At 70.3% G+C, this 23,620-nt stretch carries 23 protein-coding genes; 14 read left to right on the top strand and 9 right to left on the bottom strand.

From position 1 onward, the window contains the following. Positions 1-13 precede the first annotated feature (13 nt). On the bottom strand, positions 14-1,348 hold the full coding sequence (locus ASD78_RS06455) for a DUF11 domain-containing protein (RefSeq protein WP_056099291.1): 1,335 nt from the start codon (positions 1,346-1,348) through the stop codon (positions 14-16). A gap of 565 nt (positions 1,349-1,913) precedes the next feature. On the opposite strand from ASD78_RS06455, the gene ASD78_RS06450 reads away from it, so the two are divergent. Beyond that, on the top strand, positions 1,914-2,912 hold the full coding sequence (locus tag ASD78_RS06450) for a polyprenyl synthetase family protein (RefSeq protein ID WP_056099288.1): 999 nt from the start codon (positions 1,914-1,916) through the stop codon (positions 2,910-2,912). A gap of 45 nt (positions 2,913-2,957) precedes the next feature. On the opposite strand, the gene ASD78_RS06445 is transcribed toward ASD78_RS06450, so the two are convergent. The 5 genes from ASD78_RS06445 to ASD78_RS06425 form a co-directional block, all read right to left on the bottom strand. Continuing rightward, positions 2,958-3,422, bottom strand: coding sequence for an SRPBCC family protein (locus ASD78_RS06445; RefSeq protein WP_056099285.1), 465 nt, complete (start codon positions 3,420-3,422; stop codon positions 2,958-2,960). A gap of 64 nt (positions 3,423-3,486) precedes the next feature. Next, the gene (locus ASD78_RS06440; protein ID WP_056099282.1) at positions 3,487-4,275 is read right to left on the bottom strand and encodes a dienelactone hydrolase family protein; all 789 of its coding nucleotides are present in this window, start codon (positions 4,273-4,275) and stop codon (positions 3,487-3,489) included. Between the two features lie 77 nt (positions 4,276-4,352). Further along, complete coding sequence (murD, locus tag ASD78_RS06435; RefSeq protein WP_056099280.1) at positions 4,353-5,741, bottom strand: UDP-N-acetylmuramoyl-L-alanine--D-glutamate ligase; 1,389 nt, start codon at positions 5,739-5,741, stop codon at positions 4,353-4,355. Next, positions 5,722-7,083, bottom strand: coding sequence for a UDP-N-acetyl-alpha-D-muramoyl-L-alanyl-L-glutamate epimerase (gene murL, locus ASD78_RS06430; protein ID WP_056099277.1), 1,362 nt, complete (start codon positions 7,081-7,083; stop codon positions 5,722-5,724). The genes murD and murL overlap by 20 nt, the downstream gene beginning before the upstream one ends. Continuing rightward, the gene (locus ASD78_RS06425; RefSeq protein WP_082575456.1) at positions 7,083-9,698 is read right to left on the bottom strand and encodes a bifunctional aspartate kinase/diaminopimelate decarboxylase; all 2,616 of its coding nucleotides are present in this window, start codon (positions 9,696-9,698) and stop codon (positions 7,083-7,085) included. Before ASD78_RS06425 ends, murL begins: the two co-directional genes overlap by 1 nt. Positions 9,699-9,990: 292 nt before the next feature. On the opposite strand from ASD78_RS06425, the gene ASD78_RS06420 reads away from it, so the two are divergent. The 3 genes from ASD78_RS06420 (at position 9,991) to ASD78_RS06410 (ending at position 12,161) form a co-directional block, all read left to right on the top strand. Next, positions 9,991-10,878 carry a PhzF family phenazine biosynthesis protein gene (locus ASD78_RS06420; protein WP_056099273.1) on the top strand — a complete coding sequence of 296 codons (888 nt, stop codon included), beginning with the start codon at positions 9,991-9,993 and terminating at the stop codon, positions 10,876-10,878. Positions 10,879-10,918: 40 nt separating this feature from the next. Further along, entirely contained in the window at positions 10,919-11,797 is an 879-nt protein-coding gene (locus tag ASD78_RS06415) for a PhzF family phenazine biosynthesis protein (protein WP_056099268.1), read from the top strand. A gap of 70 nt (positions 11,798-11,867) precedes the next feature. Then, positions 11,868-12,161, top strand: a complete 294-nt coding sequence (locus tag ASD78_RS06410; RefSeq protein WP_056099265.1) for a hypothetical protein — start codon at positions 11,868-11,870, stop codon at positions 12,159-12,161. 138 nt (positions 12,162-12,299) lie between these two features. Here ASD78_RS06410 and ASD78_RS06405 read toward each other — a convergent pair whose 3' ends face one another. The 3 genes from ASD78_RS06405 to ASD78_RS21085 form a co-directional block, all read right to left on the bottom strand. Beyond that, positions 12,300-12,998, bottom strand: coding sequence for a hypothetical protein (locus ASD78_RS06405; RefSeq protein ID WP_056099262.1), 699 nt, complete (start codon positions 12,996-12,998; stop codon positions 12,300-12,302). A gap of 102 nt (positions 12,999-13,100) precedes the next feature. After that, complete coding sequence (locus tag ASD78_RS21090) at positions 13,101-13,799, bottom strand: alpha/beta fold hydrolase (RefSeq protein ID WP_056099259.1); 699 nt, start codon at positions 13,797-13,799, stop codon at positions 13,101-13,103. An 83-nt stretch (positions 13,800-13,882) separates the two neighbouring features. Then, the gene (locus ASD78_RS21085) at positions 13,883-14,314 is read right to left on the bottom strand and encodes an OsmC family protein (RefSeq protein ID WP_055903137.1); all 432 of its coding nucleotides are present in this window, start codon (positions 14,312-14,314) and stop codon (positions 13,883-13,885) included. A gap of 269 nt (positions 14,315-14,583) precedes the next feature. Between ASD78_RS21085 and fusA the strand changes: the two genes are divergently transcribed. The 10 genes from fusA (at position 14,584) to ASD78_RS06345 (ending at position 23,610) form a co-directional block, all read left to right on the top strand. Next, a complete protein-coding gene (gene fusA, locus ASD78_RS06390) occupies positions 14,584-16,659 on the top strand; it encodes an elongation factor G (RefSeq protein ID WP_055903140.1) in 2,076 nt (691 codons plus the stop codon). Between the two features lie 226 nt (positions 16,660-16,885). Beyond that, on the top strand, positions 16,886-17,275 hold the full coding sequence (locus tag ASD78_RS06385; protein WP_055903142.1) for a thioredoxin family protein: 390 nt from the start codon (positions 16,886-16,888) through the stop codon (positions 17,273-17,275). A 204-nt stretch (positions 17,276-17,479) separates the two neighbouring features. Beyond that, positions 17,480-18,124 carry a LysE family translocator gene (locus tag ASD78_RS06380; RefSeq protein WP_162250133.1) on the top strand — a complete coding sequence of 215 codons (645 nt, stop codon included), beginning with the start codon at positions 17,480-17,482 and terminating at the stop codon, positions 18,122-18,124. A gap of 112 nt (positions 18,125-18,236) precedes the next feature. Further along, positions 18,237-18,965 carry a tellurite resistance TerB family protein gene (locus ASD78_RS06375; protein WP_056099254.1) on the top strand — a complete coding sequence of 243 codons (729 nt, stop codon included), beginning with the start codon at positions 18,237-18,239 and terminating at the stop codon, positions 18,963-18,965. Between the two features lie 201 nt (positions 18,966-19,166). Next, the gene (locus tag ASD78_RS06370) at positions 19,167-19,757 is read left to right on the top strand and encodes a DUF1439 domain-containing protein (RefSeq protein WP_056099251.1); all 591 of its coding nucleotides are present in this window, start codon (positions 19,167-19,169) and stop codon (positions 19,755-19,757) included. A 1-nt stretch (position 19,758) separates the two neighbouring features. Then, on the top strand, positions 19,759-20,469 hold the full coding sequence (locus tag ASD78_RS06365; RefSeq protein WP_056099249.1) for a hypothetical protein: 711 nt from the start codon (positions 19,759-19,761) through the stop codon (positions 20,467-20,469). Next, the gene (locus tag ASD78_RS21175; RefSeq protein WP_056099246.1) at positions 20,466-21,212 is read left to right on the top strand and encodes a hypothetical protein; all 747 of its coding nucleotides are present in this window, start codon (positions 20,466-20,468) and stop codon (positions 21,210-21,212) included. Before ASD78_RS06365 ends, ASD78_RS21175 begins: the two co-directional genes overlap by 4 nt. A 15-nt stretch (positions 21,213-21,227) precedes the next feature. After that, on the top strand, positions 21,228-21,689 hold the full coding sequence (locus tag ASD78_RS06355) for a putative toxin-antitoxin system toxin component, PIN family (RefSeq protein ID WP_056099242.1): 462 nt from the start codon (positions 21,228-21,230) through the stop codon (positions 21,687-21,689). A gap of 54 nt (positions 21,690-21,743) precedes the next feature. Further along, entirely contained in the window at positions 21,744-22,568 is an 825-nt protein-coding gene (locus tag ASD78_RS06350) for an AraC family transcriptional regulator (protein WP_056099239.1), read from the top strand. An 82-nt stretch (positions 22,569-22,650) separates the two neighbouring features. Beyond that, a complete protein-coding gene (locus ASD78_RS06345) occupies positions 22,651-23,610 on the top strand; it encodes a DMT family transporter (protein WP_056099237.1) in 960 nt (319 codons plus the stop codon). Positions 23,611-23,620: the final 10 nt, after the last annotated feature.

Below are 23,620 nucleotides of genomic sequence, written 5' to 3'. Positions count from 1 at the left end.
AGCCCAGACAGGGTCAGTAAGCGCCGGCGTTGGCGTTGAACGCCACCGGTACGGTGATGGTGGCCGTGCCGTTCGCCAGCAGGTTCACGGTGAGCGAAACGGTGTTGCCGCCGACGGCGCCGCCGTTGGCGGCGCTGCAGCTGGAGCCGGCACTGGCCAGGCAGCTCCACGGACCCGACAAGGTCGCGCCGGCGGGCAGCGCGTCGCTGATCTGCGCGGCGCTGATCGTGACCGCGCCGAAGTTGCGCGCGATCAGCGTGTAGCTGGTGCCGCCGCCCGGCGTGTAGCTGGCGGCGACATCGCTCTTGGCGATCGTCAGATCGGACGTGGTCGCATTGACGAAGGTGCAGGTGATGTTCTGATTGGCGCGGTAGTTGGCCGCGGCGATGGTCAGCGCGTTGCCGGCCAGCGACGAGGTCACGACGGCGTTGCTCTGGTCGCGGCAGATCGCCGACTGCAGCGCGAAACCGGTGACCGCGGATTCGGTGACGGTGATCGGCTGGCTGTGATTGGCGATCGGGAAAACCGCGGACGTCGCCGGATTGAGGGTCGCGGTGTTGAGCGTCACCGGGCCCACTCCGTTGCTGCCGGTGAACGGGAAGCTGCCGGTGTTGGCCAGGGTCTGCTTGACGATGCGCAGGTCCGAGCCGGCGAGCGACCAGATCGCTTCCAGGCCGTCGCCGGCGCTGCCGCCGCCCGGATCGATGGCGGTCACGGTGAAGGTCAGGCTGGTGATGCCGGTACCGTCGAAGCGGATCGAACCGCAACCGGTGCCGTTGGCGGCCGTGGTGTTGCATTCGGTGCTGCCCGCGGCAGCGCCACCGGTCGTGCGCTGAAAGGTGTTGCCGGAGACGATGAAGACCGAGTTTCCGCTGAGCCGGGTCAGACCGACGCTGCCGCCGGTGGAGACGCTGCCGCTCAAGGTCCAAAGCGAGGAGTTGTTCTGACCGCCCGAAGAACCGCCGACGCGGTCCAAATGCAGCACCGGGTTGTCCACGGCTTTGCTGAAGGTGACGGTGATGGTGTAAGTGTTGGGCGGGATCGTCATGTTCAGCGCGTTGGCGCCGGCGACCGTGCCCGTGTAGGGGTTGTTCCAGAAGTTGGTGGTGTTGAACGTGCCGTTGCTATACGGATTGGCGCCGCCGATTGCGCCCGACCAGGTCACCGTGACCCCGACCGCAGGCGAAGTGACGGTCGTGCCGGTGGTGGTCCAGGTGCCGGTGGTCGCGGCCGAAACGCCGCCGGCGACGAGCAACAATGCCGACGACGCGCACAGCGCGATCAACCGGCGGATACGGCGATAGGCGCGTTCGCGAGCGACGGCGCCGGTGAGCACTGTATGGGTCATACGATTTCGAACCTGCGCGCCATCACGCCGACCACGCCCGACTTCCCGTCGCGCGTACTCGAGCTGTGTGACCTTTGCTTGATCCCCTGAGCACCAACCCGGTGCCCCACATATGCCAACGCCGTGCCCGACCCTGTGTTCGAGCTACGGAGCGCGCGGACGCTGCTAGCGACCTTTCCCTCGATCCCCTTCCGCACTGCGTGACCCCGTCAGCCTTGGCTTCGGAGGTCTCTTGCAAATAGTGTGCCATCCATCACATTACTTGCGCAACCAACCGCACACTACCGACCAGAACTGGGCCCCAAATCGAAACGCGCCCCGTTCGGGAGCTTTCGGGTCACATGCGGTCCTTGTACGTCACCTTTGTGTTCCGTTGAATCAGGGAATACCCCCATATCCCACCGATTGCGTAGAGCACGCGGGCGTCAATCGCACATATAAAGCGCATAGAGGACCCATAATCCGGCCGTAGGACCATGGCCCGCGACGGGCCCATGGCGGCCCGGTCATTCGGCTCAGCGCGGCCTCGCCCTATACTTTCTTCCCCCACCGTACCGGCCGTCCCATGCCTTCCAGCGCAGCATCCCTGTCCGTCCCAGACCTGGCGACCATCCAATCCCTGGCGCGAGACGACATGGTGGCGGTCGATGCCCTGATCCGACGCCGGCTGGCCTCGGACGTGGTCCTGGTCAACCAGGTCGCTGAATACATCGTCGGCGCCGGCGGCAAGCGCCTGCGCCCGATGCTGCTGTTGCTGGCCGCCGGCGCCCTCGGCCACCGCGGCCCGGATGCGCACCAGCTGGCGGCCGTGGTCGAGTTCATCCACACCGCCACCCTGCTCCACGACGACGTGGTCGACGAGTCCGACCTGCGCCGCGGCCGCAAGACCGCCAACGCGGTCTGGGGCAACGCCGCCAGCGTGCTGGTCGGCGATTTCCTGTATTCGCGCGGCTTCCAGCTGATGGTCGAACTGGACCGCATGGAAGTGATGAAGATCCTCGCCGACACCACCAACCAGATCGCCGAGGGCGAAGTCCTGCAGCTGCTGCACGTGCGCAACCCGGACACCGACGAGGCCGCCTACCTGCGCGTGATCGAGCGTAAGACCGCCGTGCTGTTCGCGGCCGCGACCCGGCTGGGCGCGCTGCTGTCCGGCGCCGACGTCGCGACCCAGCAGCGCCTGCACGACTGTGGCCTCAACCTGGGCTACGCCTTCCAGATCGCCGACGACGTGCTCGACTACGCCTCCGACGCGCAGACCCTGGGCAAGAATCTCGGCGACGACCTCGCCGAGGGCAAGGCCACGCTACCGCTGATCCATGCCATCGCCCACAGCGACGACATCACCCGTGCACGCCTGCGCGCGGCGGTCGAGCACGGCGACACCGACGCCATGCCGGAAGTGATGGCGGCGATCCACGCCACCGGCGGGCTCGAGTACAGCCGCAAGCGCGCGCACGACTACGCCAACGCCGCCGAAGCCGCGCTGGATGGGCTGGAAGAGAACGACTACACCGCCGCGCTGCGCGGCCTGGCCCATTACGCGGTCAGTCGCGATCACTGATCGCGGCGACGCGTTGCGGCGACGGCACTAACTAGCCGCACCCGGCTAAGCCGGCCGCTCCAGACCGCCACCCGCGACATACGCCCGCAGCGCCCCCAGGCGCCTGCGGGCATGCCGGAGAAACGACCGGTTCAACAGCGGCTGGATCAGCCAGGCCAGCGCACGCGGCCGGGCGACGACGCGGTACTTGAAGCTCACGCGCGTCTCCTGTTCCGAAACGCGCTTGAACGACCAGGCGCCGGCGAACGCCGCAATGAACCAGGGGCCATCGACCATGTCGATCGCGGCGGCGCGCGGGCGGTTGTAGCTGACATAGCGCACCGTCATGGACTGGCCGTTGTGCGCGCGCACCACCACGACCGCACCGACCTCCGGGCCGGTGGCCGGCGCGAGGAAGCGGTAGCTCTGCGGAAACGGATCCCAGCGCAGTCGCACCACGTAGTCCTGGGTCAGATCGAACAAGGCCTCCGCCGAACCAGGCAGCGTTTCGCTGTGCTCGATCACGCTCACCGGCCCGCCCACCCGGGGATCGGAACATGCGCATCGTTTTGCGCCTGCGCCGCGTCCATCGAGGTTACGGGCTCGCGAACCGCTCCGCGAAGAAGTCGCGCATCATGCGCTCGGCGCGCTTGGCCGCACGCTCGTTGTAAACGCAGCCCGGCGGATTGGCCGCTTCCGGCTCGGCGAAGCAGTGCACCGCGCCGCTGAAATTGACGAACTGCCAGTCGGCGCCGGCGGCGTCCATTTCCTTCTCGAAGTTGGCGATGTCCTGGTCGGTGATACCGCGGTCGTCGGCGCCGTTGAGCACCAGCACCGGCGTGCGCACGCCGTCGTCCTTGGCCGGCAGATCGGTCGCGAGGCCGCCGTGGAAGGTCACCACGCCGGCCAGCTCGCTGCCGCCGCGCACCAGTTCCAGTACCGTGCTGCCGCCGAAGCAGTAGCCCAGCGCGCCGATCCTGGACGCGTCCACCGGCGCCTTGCCCGCCTGCGCCTTGAGCACCTTGACCGCCTCCTCGATGCGAGCGCGCAGCTTGGGCCGGTCGGCGCGCAGCGGGGCTGCGACCTTGCCGGCTGCCTTGTCGTCCTTGGGGCGGATCTTGCTGCCGTAGACGTCCGCGACCAGGACCACGTAGTCGTCGCCGGCGATGTGCTTGGCGCGTTCGACGGCGGCCGGCGACACGCCTTTCCAGTTCGGCACCATCACCAGGCCCGGGCGCTTGATCGCATTGACGTCGTCGTAGACCAGCACGCCGGTGAAGGATTCCTTGCCGATCTTCCACGTGACCGGCTTGGCTTGCATCGCCGCGAACGCGGGCGAGGCGCACAGTACGAGAACGATCGCGGCTACGAGACGACGGCGCATGACGGATTCTCCCTGAGGTAAGCGCGCAGCCTACCCCGCGGGAATGACGCCGAGATGTGAAGGCGGTCGCGCCCGGCTCAGGCGATGCCCAGTCCCGGGATCGAGCTGATCGCGTCCGGGTCGAACCCGGCCAGCTCGGCGAAATGACGGCCGCGGGCGACGTAGTCGCGATACGGGCCGAAGCTGGGCGCGCCCGGCGACAGCAGCACGACGCCGTCGCCGGCCAGGGCCGCGCGCGCCTGCGCCATCGCTTCGGCCAGGTCCTGCGCCGCGCTCAGGCGGAAATCGGATTGCGCCGCCAGCGGCGCCAGCAGCTCGTGGATGCGCGGGCCGTTCTCGCCCATGGTCGCGATCGCCAGCGGCGGTTTGCGCCGGATCGCATCGGCGAAGGCGCCCCACTCCACGCCGCGGTCGTGGCCGCCGACCAGGATCGCGATGCGGCGGCCGTCGTAGCAGTCCAGCGCCGCCAGGCTCGCGTGCGGCGTGGTGCTGATCGAATCGTTGACGTAGGTGATGCCGTCGCGCGTGCCCAAGGGCTGCAGGCGGTGCGGCAGCGGCCGGAAGCTGGCGGCGTGCGCAGCGAGCGGCGCGGCGTCCAGGCCCAAGGCTTCGATCGCGGTCAGCACGGCGCACAGGTTGCCGCGGTTGTGGCGGCCCGGCAGCGGCAGCGCGGCGGTGTCCATGATCGGCACGTCGCCGCGATACAGCAGATCGCCGCGCAGGTGCCAGCCGTCCTCGCGACCGAACCAGCGCACTTCGCTGTCGGGCAGGGTCAGCGCGGCCAGGGTCGCGTCGTTGGCATTGAGCACGGCGATGCGCGGCTTGGCCTCGGTCAGCAGGCGCAGCTTGTCCTCGACGTAGCGCGCGTGCGAACCGTGCCAGTCCAGATGTTCGGGAAACACGTTGAGCGCGATCGCGACCTCGGGCCGCACGCCGCCGGCGGCGACGTCGCCGGTCTGGTAGCTGGACAGCTCGATCGCCCAGAACTCGGGCGGCTGCGGCGGCGCCATCAGCTCCAGCAAGGGCAGGCCGATGTTGCCGGCCAGCGCGGTGCGATGCCCGGCCGCGCGCAGCAGATGGGCGAGCAGCGAAGTGGTGGTGCTCTTGCCTTTGGTGCCGGTCACGCAGACCGTGCGCGCATCGGGATGCTCGCCGAACCACAGCGCGGTGCCGCCGAGGAAACGCGTGCCCTGCTCCGCCGCGGCCATGGCCTCGGCGCGATACGGGCTGATCCCGGGCGACTTGATCACGAACTCGAACGCTGCCAAGCGCTCGGCGTTGGCCGCGGTCTCGATCAGCAGGCGCGCATCGCCCAGCCCGCGCGCATCGGCGGCCTCGTCGTGCGAACAGAACAGGGTCAGGGTCTGTTCCGGCAGCGCCGAACGCAGCGCGCGGTAGGCGGCGCGGCCTTCGCGGCCCCAGCCCCACAACGCGGTGCGGCGCCCCTCAAGCTGCGAGATACGCACGCAGGCGCTCCCACAGTTTGGGCGGAATGCGTTGCTCGTCGTCGATCACCAGCAGCGGTTCGATGCGCAGCTCGGCGGCGTCGAGCTGAGGCCGGATCTCGCGCGCGAAACGCTCGACCAGGGTGTCTTCGCGCCATTCGGGGCGCTCGGTCAGCGCCGCCATCGCGGCGCGCGACTCGCGGCCTTCGCCCACGCATTCGAACGGCTTGTGGTCCTGGTATTCCAGCAGGGCGTCGTAGCCGCCGATCTGGCCGGCGTCGTCGAGCAGGTTGCGGCCGAAGATGCCGACCAGACGCGGCTTGGGCATGAACGGCGCCAGCGCCAGGAACACGAAGTGACACTTCGGACAAACGCCGCACCAACGGTTGGCCGGGCGCTCGCCGAGGATATGGAAGTTGCGGTTGCAGCTGCTGAAGTGGGCGTCGTAGCGGTCGCTGCGCGCGAACTGGCGCGCCACCGCGAGCTCGCTCAAGGGACGCAGCAGCGAGTAGTAACGCAGGTCGGCCGCGACATGGCGTTGCAGGTGGTCGCCGAACGCCTGCTCGCAGGCCCAGCCCTTCGACCATTGATGATTCACCTCGCCCGTGCCTTCGATGAGGCTGCCGTAACTGGCCGAGCGCTCGTTCGAGAACACCACCTGATCGACGCCGTGCAGCAACGCGGCCAGCGCCATGATCGCCGAGTTCACCACCGTGACCGGGATATGGCCGTTCCAGGCGCCTTCGCGGTTGTAGTCGAACAATTGCGGCGCCAGCGCGCGGCCGAGGTTCAAGGTGGGCAGGCCGGTGCGCTGCGCGCAGGCGGCGATCAGTTGCGAGCCGCCGATCCAGGTCACGGTCTGCTCGACGTCGAGCGCGCGCAGGGCTTCGATGCTGACCAGCGAATCCTTGCCGCCGCCGATCGCGACCAGGGCATGCTCGCGCAGGCCGAGCGCGGGCGCGGAGGCGTCCGCCGCGGCGTCGACCGGGAAGCGGATCTTGCCGTGCAGGTTCAAGCCGTTGCGATAGGCGAACTCGCCCAGGCCGTTGACGTAGATCAGTTCCAGCAGCGCGGCGGTGTCGGCGTCGATCGCGTAGGAATCGATGCGGATCTGCTCCGGCACCGCTGCCTTGTAGTAGCTCACGCCTGCGATCAGATGCAGCAGCCGCAGCGCGCGTTCGACCGCGGCCGCGCGCGCGCCGTCGAGCGCGAACGGCGCGCCGGGCACGGTGATCGTCTCGATCAGTTCCGGGCCGTCGTCGAACGCGTACACCAGCTGCGCCACGCCGCTCGCCGCGTCGAAACCGCAACGCACGAAACGGAATGCGCGGATCGCATCGCGCTGGAAACGCCAATCAGTCATTACAGATCACCTTCTTGCAGAACTTGCTCGGCGGGCAGCGCCCGCTGGTTGTAGGTGTGCGCCATCGCCATGCCGTAGGCGCCGGCGTCGGCGACCAGCAGCACGTCGCCCTCGGCGGTCGCGCGCGGCAGCGGACGGCCGCGGCCGAGCACGTCGCTGCTCTCGCAGATCGGGCCGACCACATCGAAGACGGCGCTGTCGGCGTCGTCCAGGCGGCTGAGGTTGTGGATGCCGTGGTAGGCCTCGTACATGGCCGGACGCATCAGCGCGTTCATGCCGGCGTCGCCGCCGACCCGGCGCACGCCGTCCTTTTCGACCACCTGGGTCGTGGTCAGCAGCAGCACGCCGCTCTCGGCGACCAGGTAGCGGCCCGGCTCGACGATCAGCCCGTAGCGCGGATACGCGGCCTTGATCTCGGCCAGGCCGGCACGCCAGGCAGCGAGGTCGAACTCCGCCGCCTCCGGGGTGTAGGCGATCGGCAGGCCGCCGCCGATGTCGATGGTTTCGATGGTGCCGATGCCGTCGGCGAGCCCGGCCAGCTGCGCATACACGCCGCGCCAGTGCTGCGGATCGTCGATGCCGCTGCCCAGGTGCGCGTGCAGACCGGCGATGCGCACGCCCAGGCGGCGCGCCTGGTCGACGAAGGCATCGAAACGCGACATCGGCAGGCCGAACTTGGCCGCGACGCCGCCGGTGCGGACCTTTTCGTGATGGCCTTCGCCGTGACCCAGGTCGATGCGCAACCAGATCGCGCGGTCGCGGAATACCTCCGGCCAGCGCTGCAGGGCCTCGATATTGTCGAGGGTGACGGTGACGCCGCGCGCGAACGCGGCCTCGTACTCGCGGCGAGGAGCGAAGCTGGGCGTGAACAGCACCCGCGCCGGTTCGATCTGCGGCAGAGACTCGAACACGCGTTCGATCTCGCCCAGCGACACGCATTCCAGGCCGAAGCCTTCGTCGGCGATCGTACGCAGCACCTCGGGATGCGAATTGGCCTTGATCGCGTAGTAGCAGCGATCGATCGCCGGCGTCTCGCGCAGCGCACGCGCGCGTTCGCGCACCGTCGCCAGGTCGTAGACGTAACGCGGGGTGCCCGCCGCGGCGGCTTCGAGCAGGCGCTCGCGTGCGCCGCGCCACCAGGCCGGCGCACGTGTGGGCTTGCCGTGCGCGATCTCCCGCCAGCTCGGCCCGAACACGCTGCCGTCGCGCACCGGCATCGCGCCGCTGCGGATCAGCTCGTGGTGCAGGTGCGGCAGCAGGCCGTCGGCGTCGGCCTCGTCGATCACGAAGGTCAGGTTGAGGTCGTTGGAGGACTGCGAGATCAGGTGCACGCGCTCGCGCCCGAACGCGGCCCAGATGTCGGACAGGCGGTGCAGCAGCGAACGCATGCCGCGGCCGACCAGGGTGATCGCCGCGCAGGGCGCGATCACCTTGACCCGGCAGACTTCGGCCAGGTCGGCCGACAGCGCTTCGAGCACGTTGCTGTTGACCAGGTTCTCGCTCGGATCCAGCGACACGGTGACGTTGGTCTCCGAGGAACCGATCAGGTCGATCGACAGGCCGTGGCGCTTGAAACGCTCGAACACGTCGGCCAGGAAGCCGACCTGCTGCCACATGCCGATGCTTTCCATCGATACCAGCACGATGCCGTTGCGGCGACTGATCGCCTTGACCCCGGGCACGGTCGCGGCGCTGGCGTCGATGCGGGTACCGGGCAGGTCGAAGCGCTCGGTGTCGAGGATCGCCATCGGCACGCCGGCGTCGCGGCAGGGCGCGATCGAACGCGGATGCAGCACCTTGGCGCCGGTGGTGGCGATTTCCTGGGCTTCGGCGTAGTCCAGGCGGGCGAGCAGGCGCGCGTCCGGCACTTCGCGCGGATTGGCGCTGAACATGCCGGGCACGTCGGTCCAGATCTCCACGCGCTGAGCCTTGAGCAGCGCACCGAAGTACGCGGCCGAAGTATCCGAGCCGCCGCGCCCCAGGACGGCGGTGCCGCCGTCGCCGTGGCGGGCGATGAAGCCCTGGGTCAGCAGCATGCGCGCCGGCTGTTGCGCGAAGCGCGCGGCGAATTCCGGGTCGGGCTCGCGCCGGCAGTTCACCGACAGGCGTCGCGCCCATGCGCTCTGGTTGGGCAGCGACACCGCATCCAGCCAGTCGCGTGCGTCGCACCAGCCGAAGTCGTACCCCTGGCTGCGCAGGTAGGCGGTGCCGATGGTCGAGGACAGCAGTTCGCCCTGCGCCAGTACTTCGGCCTGCCAATCCAGCGCGCGGCTCGCGGCGCGCGCATCCGTGCCCAGCGCCTGCAGCGCCGCCAGACGCGCGCCCAGCACGACGTCGGGATCGAGGTCGAGTTCGGCGCAGAAGGCGCGGTGGCGTTCGACCAGCGCCTGCACGCGTGCGGCGATGTCGGCCTCGGCGCCCGGCGGCGCGCTGGCGATCGCCTGAAGTTCGTTGGTTACGCCCGACAAGGCCGAGACCACGACGACGACGCGAACGCCGTCCTCGTGCATGCGTTTGGAGGCGAGGCGTCCGATGGTGTCCCAACGGTTGCGGCGGGACACCGAAGTGCCGCCGAACTTGAGTACTACCCAACGAGTTGCTTCCGCCACCGCCACTATCCTCGGTTGTTGTCGCTCTTGATCGATGCCCGGCGGTCGCCGGGCGTGTTTTGGGGACCATGCCGCGGCCGGCGGGCGCGACGACCGGGCCCGCGGGCGTGCCAGGGCAGCCGTACTGGGTCGGAGTCGGGAAGTTCGCGCTCGCCCGCATCGCGGGCATGAAGCTGCGATTCTAAACGGATTGTCCAAACGGGATTGCACCGGCGCAGGCCGGCCACGCTTACGCCACACTGGAACCACCGCAGCGGAACGGTTCTACTGACCCGCCCACCCCACGCCCGATGCCACGATGACGCTGCGCCGCTATCTGCAACTGGACGTGTTCGCCGACCGGCCCGGCGCCGGCAACCCGCTGGGCGTGGTGCTGAACGCCGACGGCCTGGACTCGGCCGCGATGCAGGCCTTCGCGGCCTGGACCAACCTCTCGGAAACCATCTTCCTGCTGCCGCCGGTCGAGGGCGCGGACTACCGGGTGCGGATCTTCACCCCGCGCCAGGAGCTGGCCTTCGCCGGCCACCCCAGCGTCGGCGCCGCCTGGGCCGCGATCGATGCCGGCCTGGCCACGCCGCGCGAGGGCGCCCTGGTGCAGGACTGCGCCGCCGGCCTGCTGCCGGTCAAGGTCGCCGGCACCGGTCCGCGCGCCCTGGTCTCGGTGCGGGCGCCGCGCTCGCAGCGCATCGAGGTCGCCGACCTGGCCGATCCGGCCGCGGTCGAGGCCGCCCTGGCCGCGGTGACCGCGCCGCTGCCCCTGGGCGGGCGGCCGCCGGCGCTGTGGGACAACGGCGCGCGCTGGTGGGTGCTGGAGCTGAGCGACGCCGCCGCGGTCCGCTCGCTGAGCCCCGACCTGCCCGCGATCGCTACCCTGAGCCGCGCCTGCAACGCCGTCGGCCTGGCGGTGTACGCGACCGCCGACGCGAGCGACCACCAACTCGCCGTGCGCGCGTTCTGCCCGGCCGACAACATCCCCGAGGACCCGGTCACCGGCAGCGTCAACGCCTCGATCGGCGCGCAATTGGCGGCCAGCGGCGGCCTGCCCGGCGGCGGGTCGCGCTATGTCGCCAGCCAGGGCCGCGAACTCGGCCGCGACGGCCGGGTCGAGGTCGCGCTCGACGACGACGGCGAGATCTGGATCGGCGGGCGGGTGCAGGCGGTTATCCGCGGCCGCGCCGATTGGTAAGCTGCGCGGCCCAGCGGACCCCACGCCGCGACGCGATCTCATGATGAAACGCCGCTACCTGCAACTGGATGTATTCGCCGACCGGCCTGGCGCCGGCAACCCGCTCGCGGTCGTGCTGGACGCCGAAGGCCTGGACGACGCCGCGATGCAGGCGATCGCGCGCTGGACCCGCCTGCCCGAGACCACCTTCGTGTTCGCGCCGGACGCACCGGGCGCGAGCTACCGCATCCGCATGTTCAGCCCGCGCCGCGAGGTGCCGTTCGCGGGACATCCCAGCGTCGGCACCGCGCACGTGGTGCTGGACGCCGGCCTGGCCGCGCCGGTCGACGGCCGTCTGCTGCAGGAAGGCGTGGCCGGCCTGCTGCCGCTGGCGGTGGACGGCGCAGGCGCCGCGCGCACCATCGCCGTGCGCACGCCGCGCGCACGAGTGCTGGAAACCGCCACGGCGGCCGACCCGCGCCTGGCCGCGGCCTTGCGCGACCTGCCCCTGGGCGCCCTGCCTCCGGCCCTGATGGACGGCGGCCGGCGCTGGTGGCTGGCCGAACTGCGCGACGAAACCGCGCTGCGCAACGCCAGCCCGGACTGGGCCGCGATCGGCGCGCTCGCCGAATCCACAGAAAGCATGGGCCTGTGCGCATTCGCGCGTGCCGACGCCGGCCGCGACTACGACCTGGTGGTGCGCGCCTTCGTCGGCGCACCGGCGCAGTTCGAGGACGCCGCCTCCGGCGCGGCCAACGCCACCCTCGCCGCCTGGCTGCAGCACAACGGCGCCCTGCCCGGCCGCGACGGCCGCTACACCGTCAGCCAGGGCCGCGAGGTCGGCTTCGACGCACGCCTGCAACTGCACGTGGATAGCGAGGGCGACGTCTGGTCCGGCGGCCAGGTGCATCCGATCGTGAGCGGGCATATCGATTGGTGAGTCGGCGCAAGGCTCCCGTCGGTCATCCGAGGGGACGCCGACGACCCGATCGACTGCACAGAGCGCTGCCGTGATCCGCAATCGCAGCCCCGGCAAACTCGCTGGCTTTCTCGGCGCGCTGTTGGGAGCCTTCGGTTGGGTGGTTATCAGCGATCGAGCCATCACCGTGCTGCAAAACAACGGCGGCTCTTACGGAAGCGCCGGCATGGCTGCGGCCGTTTGCATACTCGTCGCCGCGGCAGCCTTGGCCCTTGGCATGTGCTTCGGCTCGCGCTGGCGGCAGGCGCGCGTGGAGACTACAGGCGCGTTGCTGGGTCTGACCGTGGCCCTAGTCCTGGTCGTGTGCGTTCGATATGGCGCCTGACCTGTCGCCCGATCCGAGGCAGCAGCGGCGTAGCGAATCCGCGCCGCGGACAAAAAAGGGCCAGCTCGCGCTGGCCCTCGCTCTGTAGCTGATTTAACGGTCGCAGCTGCGTCGCCGCATCCGACCGTCGCGGCGGCCTTACTCCGGACGCACGTCCACGCGCACGCGGATCTTGTCGCCGGGGTGGTAGTTGGTGCGGGTGCGGTAGCTGCGGCCGGCGTACTCGTAGGTCACGTCGTAGGCGCTGACCGCACGGTCGTCGCCGCCGTAGCCGGTGTTCTGCACCGGGTCGCAGACGCGCACCGTGCCGACGCGGTCGCGGCTGCTGTTGCGCTTGTTCTGCTCGTACACGCTGCGGCCGGCCATGCCGCCGACCATCGAGCCGATCGCCGAGGTCGCGTAGCGCGCGCTGCCGCCGCCGACCTGGCTGCCGACCGCGGCGCCGAGGATGCCGCCGATCACGGTCGCCACGGTGCGTCCGGTTTCGGTACCGGCTGAACGGCGGTAGCTGCCGTACTGGTCGTAATAGCCGTCGTCGCGGCGAGCGCTGCCGTAGCCGTCGCTGTAGCCGCGATCGTCGTAGTAGCCGTCGTCGCCGCCGTTGACGTAGGTCGGGCGCTCGTAGCAACGCTGACCGCCGTACTGGTTGTTGGCGTAGGAATCGAACACCGGATCCACCCGCAGCACGCGCGCGTAGTCGTATTGCGAGCCCGAATTGGACGGGTACGAATCCGGATAGGCCGAGCCGTAACCGTTCTGCGGGTAGGACTGCGCCGAAGCGACGCCGGTGGCGGCGGCGAGGACCAGGCTCAGGGCGGTAACGGACAGGCGCTTCATGGCGGGCTCCACACGCCGGGATGGCGTGGATCGCATCCTCGGATCGCAGCGGTCAACGCTGGCTGAATCGGGACGGGGTTTCGGTGCCGGAGCTGGCGGCGTTTACCTGGCCGACAGCCAGTCGGCCACCCGGCCCGCCAATTCGACCGCGCCGCGCCCGAGCAGCGGGCCGACATGGCTGGGCGACGGCGCCCGCAACAGCTCTGCGCCCCAGGCCTGCGCCAGTTCTGCGCTGAGTTCGGGCGGCACGTCCTCGTCCTGGGCCGAAGCCACGCATAGGGTCGGACAGGCCGGCGCGGCGACGGTGACGCCGGCCTGGGCGGCGCGCAGCACTGCGCCGGACTCGTCGCGCCAGCGGCGGTAGGCGTACAGCGCGGTCGCGGCGTCGACGTCGGGCAGGGCGCGTCGGGTCGAGGCCAGGCGCGCATCGCGGCGCCAGGGCACCAGCGCCGGCCAGTCGCGCGCCGGCAAGCGCGTCGACCAAGGCGCGGGCGGCAGCGGATTGACCAGCACCAAGGCGTCGGCGGCCGCGGCGCAATGCAGCGCGAGCAAGCCGCCGAGGCTGGCGCCGATCAGCGCGCGCGGTCGCGGCAGCGCAGCGAGCGCGGCGCGCACCTGGGCGGCGTAGTCGTCGAAACCGGTCGCGGCCAGTCCGGCGGCGACCGGCTGCAGGTCGGGCGCGTGCGCAGCCAGCCCGCGCGCGCGCAGCAGTTCGCACCACAGGTTCCATTCCCAGCCGCCACCGCCCGCGCCGTGGATCAGCAGGACATGGCGGATCGGGGTATCGCGCTCGGGAGGCAAACCTAGGCAGTCCAGCGGATCGAGGTGGTCCTGCCCGCCCGCGACGTCGCGCGGGCAGGCCGCTTGAGGAACCCGACGCCGGCTCAGGCCAGCGTCGCCTCCAGACTGATCGGCACCGCGCTCAGCGCCTTGGATACCGGGCAGTTGGCCTTGGCGTCCTCGGCGATCGCCTGGAACTTGGCCGCGTCGATGCCGGGCACCTCCGCGCTCACCTTGAGCCGGATCTGCGAAAGGCTGGGTCCGCCCTCCATCGACAGGTCGACCTCGGCGCGGGTGTCCAGCCGTGCCGGCGGGTGGCCGGCCTCGGTCAGCTTGGCCGACAGCGCCATGGTGAAGCAGCCCGCATGCGCGGCCGCGATCAGTTCTTCCGGGTTGGTGCCCTTCTCGTCGCCGAAGCGGCTGTTGAAGGCGTAACGCGTGTTCTCCAGCACACCGCTCTGGGGCGTGCTGAGGCGGCCCTGCCCGCTCTTGAGGTCGCCTTCCCAATGCGCGGTGGCGTGACGCGAAATGCCCATGACCTGACTCCGGTGGATGAGGGGCGCCCAGGGTAACCGCGGGTTCGTTAGTTCCACATCGCGAGCGGGCAGCCGTCCCGATTACGCGATGCTGCACCGCAACCCGGACGCGCCGGGCTTGACCCGTCCGCACGCCTGCGGGAGTCTTGCCTCCCGGCCCCCCGAACGCCGGCACCCGCCATGACCGCCCGCCGAGCGCTCCACGCTCGGGCGCGCAGCGCGGACAGCCATGACGGCCTTCCCACCCTCACCCAGGGAGAAGTCCGCTCATGTCCTACAGCACACAATCCATCCGCAACGTGGCCTTGGCAGGCCACCCCGGCGCCGGCAAAACCACGCTCTTCGAAGCCCTGCTGCAAGCCGGCGGCGCACTCCAGACGGCAGGCAGCATCGAACGCGGCAGCACCGTTTCCGATTTCGACCCGATCGAAAAACAGCGCGGCCATTCCCTCGACGCCGCCATCGCCAGCATCGATCGTGCTGCGGGCTCCGATAAGCATGTCCACGTCAACCTGATCGACACCCCCGGCTACCCCGACTTCCGCGGCCCGACCCTGTCGGCGCTGGCGGCGGTGGAAACGGTCGCGATCGTGGTCGATGCCGACACCGGGGTCGAATACGGCACCCGCCGCATGATGGAGCACGCCAAGGCGCGCAATCTCTGCCGGGTGCTGGTGGTCAACAAGATCGACCACGAAGGCGCCGACGCGGCGCGCGTACTCGACGACCTGCGCGAGACCTTCGGCCCCGAATGCCTGCCGCTGAACCTGCCCGCCGATGGCGGCCAGCGCGTGGCCGACTGTTTCGGCGCCTCCGCCGCCGGCAGCAGCGAGACCAGCGATCTGGGTGCGGTCGCCGACTGGCATCAGAAGATCATCGATCAGGTCGTGGAGATCAACGAAACGGTGATGGAGCACTACCTCGACCTGGGCGAAAGCGGCCTGTCCGGCGCCGAGCTGCACGATGCGTTCGAGCAATGCCTGCGCGAAGGCCACCTGGTGCCGGTGCTGTTCTGCTCGGCGCGCAGCGGGGTCGGGGTCAAGGAACTGCTGGACGCGGCCGAGGCTTTGTTCCCGAACCCGGCCGAGGCCAACCCGCCGCCATTCGTGAAGGGCGTGGGCGAGGACGCGCAGCCGATCGTGGCCGCGCCCGATCCCGCGGCGCACGTGATCGCCGACGTGTTCAAGATCATCAACGACCCCTTCGTCGGCAAGCTCGGCGTGTTCCGGGTCTATCAGGGCACGCTCAAGCGCGACACTCAGCTGTTCGTCGACGACGGCAAGAAACCGTTCAAGGTCGGCCACCTGTTCAAGCTCAAGGGCAAGGACCACATCGAGATCGATCAGGCCATACCCGGCGACATCGCCGCGGTGGCCAAAGTCGAGGATCTGCACTTCGACGCGGTGCTGCACGACAGCCACGATGAGGATCAGATCCATCTGGCGCCCCTGAACTTCCCCAAGCCGATGTTCGGCCTGGCGGTGGAAGCGGCCAGCAAGGGCCAGGAGCAGAAGCTGGCGACCTCGCTGTACAAACTGTCCGAGGAAGACCCCTGCTTCCACGTCGAGCACGAGACCGAGACCAACGAAACCGTGGTGCGCGGCCTGTCCGACCTGCACCTGCGGATCAACATCGATCGCCTGCGCGACAAGTACGGGGTCGAGGTGACGTCGCGGCCACCGCGCATCGCGTATCGGGAAACCGTCAGCGGCAAGGCCGAGGGCCACCATCGCCACAAGAAGCAGACCGGCGGCGCCGGCCAGTTCGGCGAAGTGTTCCTGCGCGTCGAACCGCTGCCGCGCGGCAGCGGCTTCGAGTTCGTCGACGAGGTCAAGGGCGGCACCATCCCCGGCCAGTTCCTGCCGGCGGTGGAGAAAGGCGTGCGCCAGGTGCTGCACCACGGCGCCCTGGCCGGCTACCCGATGCAGGACGTGCGGGTGATCGTCTACGACGGCAAGCACCATCCGGTCGACAGCAAGGAGGTCGCGTTCGTCGCCGCCGGCAAGAAGGCCTTCCTGGACGCGATCAGCAAGGCTCGCCCGCAAGTGCTGGAACCGATCGTCGACCTGGAGGTCAACGCGCCCGAGCAGCACATGGGCGACATCAGCGGCGGTCTGGCCAGCAAGCGCGCGCGCATCAACGGCACCGACGCGGCGCGCGGCCACGAGATCGTGGTCAAGGCGCAGGTGCCGCTGTCGGAACTGGAAGGCTACGCCGCCGAGTTGAAATCGGTGACCGCCGGCCGCGGCCGCTATTCGCTGGATTTCAGCCACTACGAGCCGGTGCCGGCGAACGTGCAGCAGAAACTGGTCGAGGCCTTCAAGCCGCGCGCCGAGGAAGACTGAGCGCAGCGCCGGCGCGGTACGGCTTACCGCGCCGGACCGCCGGGGCCGGACGATGCGGAGCGCAGCGCCGGTCGCCGTCGCGGCCGGCGCCGGCTGGGGCATTCCCATCGCCGCTTCCGGCCGAGCTCCGCACGTCGCCCGACCACAGCGAACCAGCAGCGCCCGAGCGCGCCGCGTCGCCGCCGGGGCGCCACGCACAACCCGAATGCGGGAGTAGGATGGCCGCGTGAGCGACACCACCATCCCGCGCTTTTTCTGGACCTTCCCGATGCGGCTGGTGCGCGAGACGAGGCTGGACGAGGCCTTGCCCGACGACGGCTTGCTGCGGATCCTGTTCCTGTGGGGCAAGGACTGCCCGAACTGCGATATCGCCAAGGGCCAGATCCTGCTCGCGCCCGAGCGCTTCCGTTGGCCCGATGTCGAATGGCTGCACGACAACGTCTACGAAGACGCGCAGATGGGCACCCGCTTCGGCCTGCACGGCATCCCCGCCTTCCTGGTGTTCCGCGGTTCCAGAAAGCTGGGCCGGATCGGCCAATGGCCGGGCAGCGACGCCTTCGTCGCCGCGATCGAGAAACTACGCGCCGCCGAACCCGCCAGCCCCGCTTTGGGGTAGGAGCGGCGTGAGCCGCGACCGCCGGCTGCGCGGGCCGACGGTGTTTCGATGGGATGCGAGGGTTCACGGTCGCGGCTCACGCCGCTCCTACCCCAAGGCAATGCGGTGCGCGCAACGCTGCATCCCGCATCGGAGCGCATCGCGCACTTGGCGCCCATGGATGCGCGGCGCAGACTGCAAGTCCGCAACCCCGACCACGCCGCCATGTTCGACACCGCCACCCTCGCCGCCTATCTGGTCGCCGCCGCCGTGCTGGTGCTGATTCCGGGCCCGGGCACGGCCTGGATCGTGACCCAGGCCGCGACCGGCGGCACCGCGCGCGGGGTGCGTGCCGCGTTCGGCCTGGAGACCGCGACCCTGATCCACGCCCTGGCCGCGGGCCTGGGCCTGTCGGCGCTGCTGGCGACCTCGGCGATGGCCTTCGAGGTGCTCAAGTACGCCGGCGCCGCGTATCTGATCTGGCTGGGCATCAAGGCCTGGCGCAGCAAGGAGGACGCCGCGCCGACCGCCGCCGAAACCGACGCGCCGGCCGTCGCCACGTCCGACGTCTACCTGCGCTCGGTGATCACCGGCGTGCTCAACCCCAAGGTCGCGCTGTTCTTCCTGGCTTTCCTGCCGCAGTTCGTGCATCCCGAGCGCGGCTACGTCTGGCTGCAGTTCCTGGTGCTGGGTGCGCTGCTGTCGTTGATCGGCTTCAGCCACAGCCTGATGCTGAGCTTCGCGGTCGGCCGCTTCGGCCGGCGCTTCGGCCGGCATTTCTCGTCCGGCGCCGGACGCTGGAAACAACGCGTGACCGGCAGCGTGTTCATCGCCCTGGGCCTGCGTCTGGCGGTGCAGCAGCGCGGCTGAGCGCATCCGTTGAAGTGAACCGAAGCCGCGCCGCATTCGCCCGGCGCGCTTGAAGCTCGGCACGCGCGCCCTCAACTCGTGGATTCATGACCTAATCCACGGAGTTGCGCGCATGAAGACCCAGGGTTTGCTCGACCAATTGCTGAAAACCGCCCAGAACAGCCTAGGCGGCGCCGGCGGGCTCGAGGGACTGCTGGGCGGCGGCAAACCGCCGGCGCGCTACGATGGCAAAGAGGAAAAGCGCGGCCTGCTCGACGCCGGCTTTCCCGGAGGAGATTTCGGCAAGGGCGCGCTGGCCGGCGGTGCGCTCGGCCTGCTGCTGGGCAACAAGAAGATGCGCAAGATGGGCGGCAAGCTGGCCCTGTACGGCGGCGTCGCCGCGGTCGGCGTGCTGGCCTACAAGGCTTACGGCGAATACCGCAAGCAGCAGGACGGCAGCGCCGCCGAGCCGCAGACCGTCGATCGCCTGCCGCCGCCGCAGGCCGAACTGCACAGCCAGGCCATCCTCAAGGCCCTGGTCGCCGCGGCCAAGGCCGACGGTCATATCGATCAGCGCGAACGCGAGGTGATCGAAGGCGAGTTCACCCGCATCGACAACGACCCAGCCCTGCGCCAATGGCTGCACGCGGAACTGGAAAAGCCCTTGGACCCGGCCGAAGTCGCGCGCGCGGCGAGCACCCCGGAAATGGCCTCCGAGATGTATCTGGCCAGCCTGCTCGCCGCCGACGAGCAGAGCTTCATGGAGCGCGCCTACCTGGACGAGCTCGCGCGCCAGCTCAAGATCGACGATGCGCTCAAGGCGCGCCTGGAAGCGCAGTTGCAGGGCGCTCGCGAGGGCTGAGCCCCGTCCCACGGCGACCTGCCTTGGGGTAGGAGCGGCGTAAGCCGCGACCGCAAGCCGCGCAAACCGGCGTCGTTTGCGTCGGCGACTTAAGGTGAGTGGCCGCGGCATACGCCGCCCTACCGCAGCGCAAGCCGTCGCCCCTGTGTCGCCGTTCACACGGTCCGGGTATCGTGCGCGAATCGACCACGGAACCTGCCGATGCCCGCCCGACCGCGCTTTCGCTCCACCCTGCTGCGCTCCCTGCTGCTGGCCGCCGCCGCCCTGCTGGCGCTGGCGGCCTGCTCGACCCTCAACGCGGTCAGCGCCTACCTCGGCAACGAGGTCGCGTTCACCGCGCCGCAGTTGCAGCAGTCGCTGAGCCGCAACTTCCCCAAGCGCTACGAGAAGCTCGGCGGCCTGGTCGCGGTGACCCTGATGAACCCGCGCCTGTCGATCCCCGACGACGGCGAGCGCCTGCGCCTGGACTTCGACATCGCCTTGGCCGCGCTCGGCGCCGGCTCCTCGCAGCGTCCGTCCGGACGCTTCACCCTGACCAGCGCGCTGCGCTACGACGCGACCACCCAGGGCCTGCACCTGCTCGATCCGCGCATCGACTACGTCGACGTGCCGCAACTGGGCGGCATGATGACCGGCGCCTCGCGCGAACTGCTCAATGCCTGGCTCGGCGACTACGCGCGCCAGGAACCCGTCTACCGCTTCGACAACAGCCTGCTCGACAAGCTGGGTTCGCGCCGCATCGGCAGCACCCAGATCGAACACGGCCGCGTCGTCGTCCATCTCGACCGCTGACATGCGCACGCTCCGTCACGCCAGCCTGCTGCTCGCCGCCGCGCTCGCGCTCGCCGCCTGCGGCAAGGACGACGACCCGCAGGCGCGCGCCGCCAAGGGCGAGCCCGGCGAACTGCTGCCGGCGCCGCAGGGCGCCAGCGGCGGCGTCACCGGCATGCCTACGCAGCCCGGTCCCGGTCAGGTCGGCCCGCCCAGCGGCGCCGAGCTGTCGACGGAAGTGACGCTGGACGAGAACGGCAATCCGATCCTGCCGGCCACGCCCGAGGACGGCACCGAGGCGGCGCTCGTCCAGGACGGTACCGCGCCGGTCGAAGACGGAACCCAAGCCCCGGCCGACGAACCCACGCCGGAGGACGCGGTCGCGGTCGTGCGCGACTACTACGCCGCGATCAACGCCCGCCAGTATGCCCGCGCCTACGCGCTGTGGTCCGACGGCGGCCGCGCCAGCGGCCAGTCGTCGCAGCAGTTCGCCGACGGCTTCGCCGATACCAACGGCGTCTCGGCCGAGATCCTGCCGCCGGGCCGGGTCGATGCCGGCGCCGGCTCGCGTTACCTGGAAGTGCCGGTGGCGCTGACCGCGACCCAGCGCGACGGCAGCCAGCGCAAATACATCGGCGCCTACGTGCTGCGCCGCGCCGTGGTCGACGGCGCGACGCCGGAACAGCGCGCCTGGCGCATCGGCAGCGCCGACCTGAGGGAAGTGAAGCCATGAAGCTGCGCGCGCTGGTGTCGTCCTCGTTGATCGTCCTGGCGCTGGGCGCCTGCGAGCCTTCCGCGCCGACCGCGGGCACGACGGCGCCGGCGCTCTCCGCCGCGAACGCGCCACGGAACGCGACGCCAGCGCCCGCTGCGCCGGCCGCGACGGACAACGTCGCCGCACCGGCGACTGCCGCCTTGATGCTGCCTGGCGATTTCGCTCCCGACACCAGCCCCGACGAACTGCGCAAGCGCTACGGCGCCGCCAACGTGCGCCTGGGCAAGGTGCCGGGCGCTGAGGGCGAGGAGTTCCCGGGCGTGATCCTGTTCCCCGACGATCCGACCCGGCGCGCCTATCTGTACTTCCAGAACGACCAGACCCTGCAGGGCCTGTCGCTGGTGCGCGTGCTCGACCGCGAATCCAGGTGGACCCTCGACAACGGCCTGCGTATGGGCATGCCGCTGGCCGAGATGGTCGAGCTCAACGGCAAACCGATTTCGTTCTACGGCCTGGAGTGGGACTACGGCGGCACCATCGTCGACTACCACGGCGGCAAGCTCGACGCGCGCAAGGACGAACAGGTCGGCCGCAGCGCCAGCCTGGGCCTGCTCGACAACGGCGGCCAGGGCATTCCGCAGGGCAAGACGCCGGTCGGCGAAGGCACCTATTCCAGCGACGACCCCAAGTACCCCGAGCAGGGCAAGTGGATCGTGATCTCGGAGCTGTCGGCGTCGTTTCCGGGCGAAGACGATCTGTAAGCGGCGGAGCCTGCGATGACGACGCCGCGGCTGGTGCTGGACACCAACGTCTGCCTCGACCTGTTCGTGTACCGCGACCCGCGCGCGAGCGCGCTCGCCGACGCGCTCGCGAGCGGGCGCTACCGGGCGGTCAGCGATAGCGACTGCCGCGACGAGTGGCAGCGCGTGCTCGCCTATCCGCAGCTCGGCCTGGACTCGCAGGCGCAGGCCCAGGCGCTGCAGGCCTACGACGCCCTCGTGCCGGTATTGCCGGAAGCCGAGCGCCGGCCGCCGCCGCAGACCGCGCTACCGCGCTGCGCCGATCCGGACGATCAGAAATTCCTGGAACTCGCCTACGCCGCCGACGCGAGCTGCCTGCTCAGCCGCGATCATGCCCTGACCATGCTCGGCCGGCGCAGCGCGCGCGCCGGCCTGTTCGAGATCATGACGCCGCAGGCCTGGGCCAGCGTGGAAGCGCTCCGCAACGGCAATCCCTAACCCCGCGCCGGCCGCCGATCTGGCGATGTGGCGGCGCATGCGATACTCGATTCCATGCAAGGCGTACCCGCGCAATTCGCCCACGTCCACGACGCCGCCGAGTTCCGGCAGCCCGCGCATCGCGGCGGCATCGAGCTCTACCGCGCGCATATCGTCCGCCACGCCTTCGAGCCGCACACCCACGAAGCCTACGGCCTGGGCGCGATCGAATCGGGCGTCGAGCGCTTCCGTTACCGCGGCAGCGATCACCTCGCGCCTCCGGATTCGCTGGTGATGATGAATCCCGACGTGCTGCACACCGGCCGCGCCGAAACCGAGGGCGGCTGGCGCTACCGCATGGCCTACGTCGATCCCGATCTGGCCGCGGAGGTCACCGGCGAGTCCGGCTGGTGGTTCGACGATGCGGTGCGCCACGATCCGGCGCGCGCGCGCCGGATCAGCGCGCGCCTGGACGCGCTGTGGCAGGCGCGCGAACCGCTGGCCTTCGACAGCCAGCTTGCCGCGCTGCTGGACGAATTCCGCGACCACGCCCGCGTGCCCCACCGCAATCGCGCCGAGGCGAAGCCGCGCTTCGCCCCGGTGCTCGACTACCTGCGCGCGCACCTGGCCGAACGGCTCAGCCTGGAGCAACTGGCGGCCGTCGCCGGCCTCAGCCCGTTCCACTTCCTGCGCCGCTTCCGCGATCACTACCACGTCACCCCGCAGCAGATGCTGATGGCGCTGCGCCTGCACCAGGCCAAGCGCCGGCTCGCCCAGGGCATGGCGCCGGCGCAGGTCGCGGCCGAGACCGGGCTGGCCGATCAGGCCCACCTCACCCGCGCCTTCGCCCGCCGCTACGGCGTCACTCCGGCGCGCTATCGCAAGCAGCTGCGCGGCTGAGCAGGTCCGCGAGCCGCAAGCCGCAAACCGGCATCGCAATCTCGTACAAGAACCGCGGCCGCGCTTGCGACACCCTGCAGCCATGCTGATCGGAACCCTCTACGCGCTGTTGGCCGGCCTGATCTGGGGCCTGGTCTTCGTCGGCCCGCTGCTGCTGCCCGAATACCCCGCCGCGCTGCAGTCGGTCGCGCGCTACCTCGCCTTCGGCCTGATCGCCTTGCCGCTGGCCTGGCTGGACCGCGCGGCGCTGCGCCAGTTGAGCCGCGCCGACTGGATCGAGGCGCTCAAGCTGTGCGCGATCGGCAACCTGCTTTATTACCTGTGCCTGGCCAGTGCGATCCAACGCGCCGGCGGACCGCTGCCGACCATGATCATCGGCACCTTGCCGGTGGTGATCGCGATCGCCGCCAACCGCCGCAATGCCCGGCGCGACGGCCGCCTGCCGTGGGCGCGGCTGGCGCCGTCGCTGCTGCTGATCGCCGCCGGCATCGCCTGCGTCAACCAGGTCGAACTCGACGCGCTGCTCAGCGACGGCCGGGCGGATCTGCGGCGTTACCTCAGCGGCGGCCTGCTCGCGCTCGGCGCCCTGGCCTGCTGGACCTGGTACCCGCTGCGCAACGCCGACTGGCTGCGCGCGCATCCCGGCCGCAACCCGCGCACCTGGGCCACCGCGCAGGGCCTGGCGACCTTGCCGCTGGCCTTGCTGGGCTACGCCGTGCTTTGGACCGGCATGGCCGCTAGCGACAGCGAATTCGCGATGCCGTTCGGCCCCAGGCCAGGTTTCTTCATCGGCCTGATGGCCGCCATCGGCCTGCTCGCGTCCTGGGTCGGCACGCTGTGCTGGAACGAAGCCAGCCAGCGGCTGCCGACCGCGCTGGCCGGGCAGCTGATCGTGTTCGAGACCCTGTTCGCGCTGGCCTACGCCTTCATGCTGCGCGGCGCGATGCCGCGTCCGCTGACGTTCCTGGGCATCGGCCTGCTGATCGCCGGCGTGCTGTGGGCGCTGCGGGTGAAACCGGTGCCGGTCGCACCGGCGCCGTGAGCGCCGACGC

The organism is Lysobacter sp. Root667 (assembly GCF_001427715.1).
Taxonomy (GTDB): Bacteria; Pseudomonadota; Gammaproteobacteria; order Xanthomonadales; family Xanthomonadaceae; genus Lysobacter.
The sequence above is the reverse complement of the archived record's forward strand: the minus strand, read 5'-3'. Positions and strand labels throughout refer to the sequence as shown.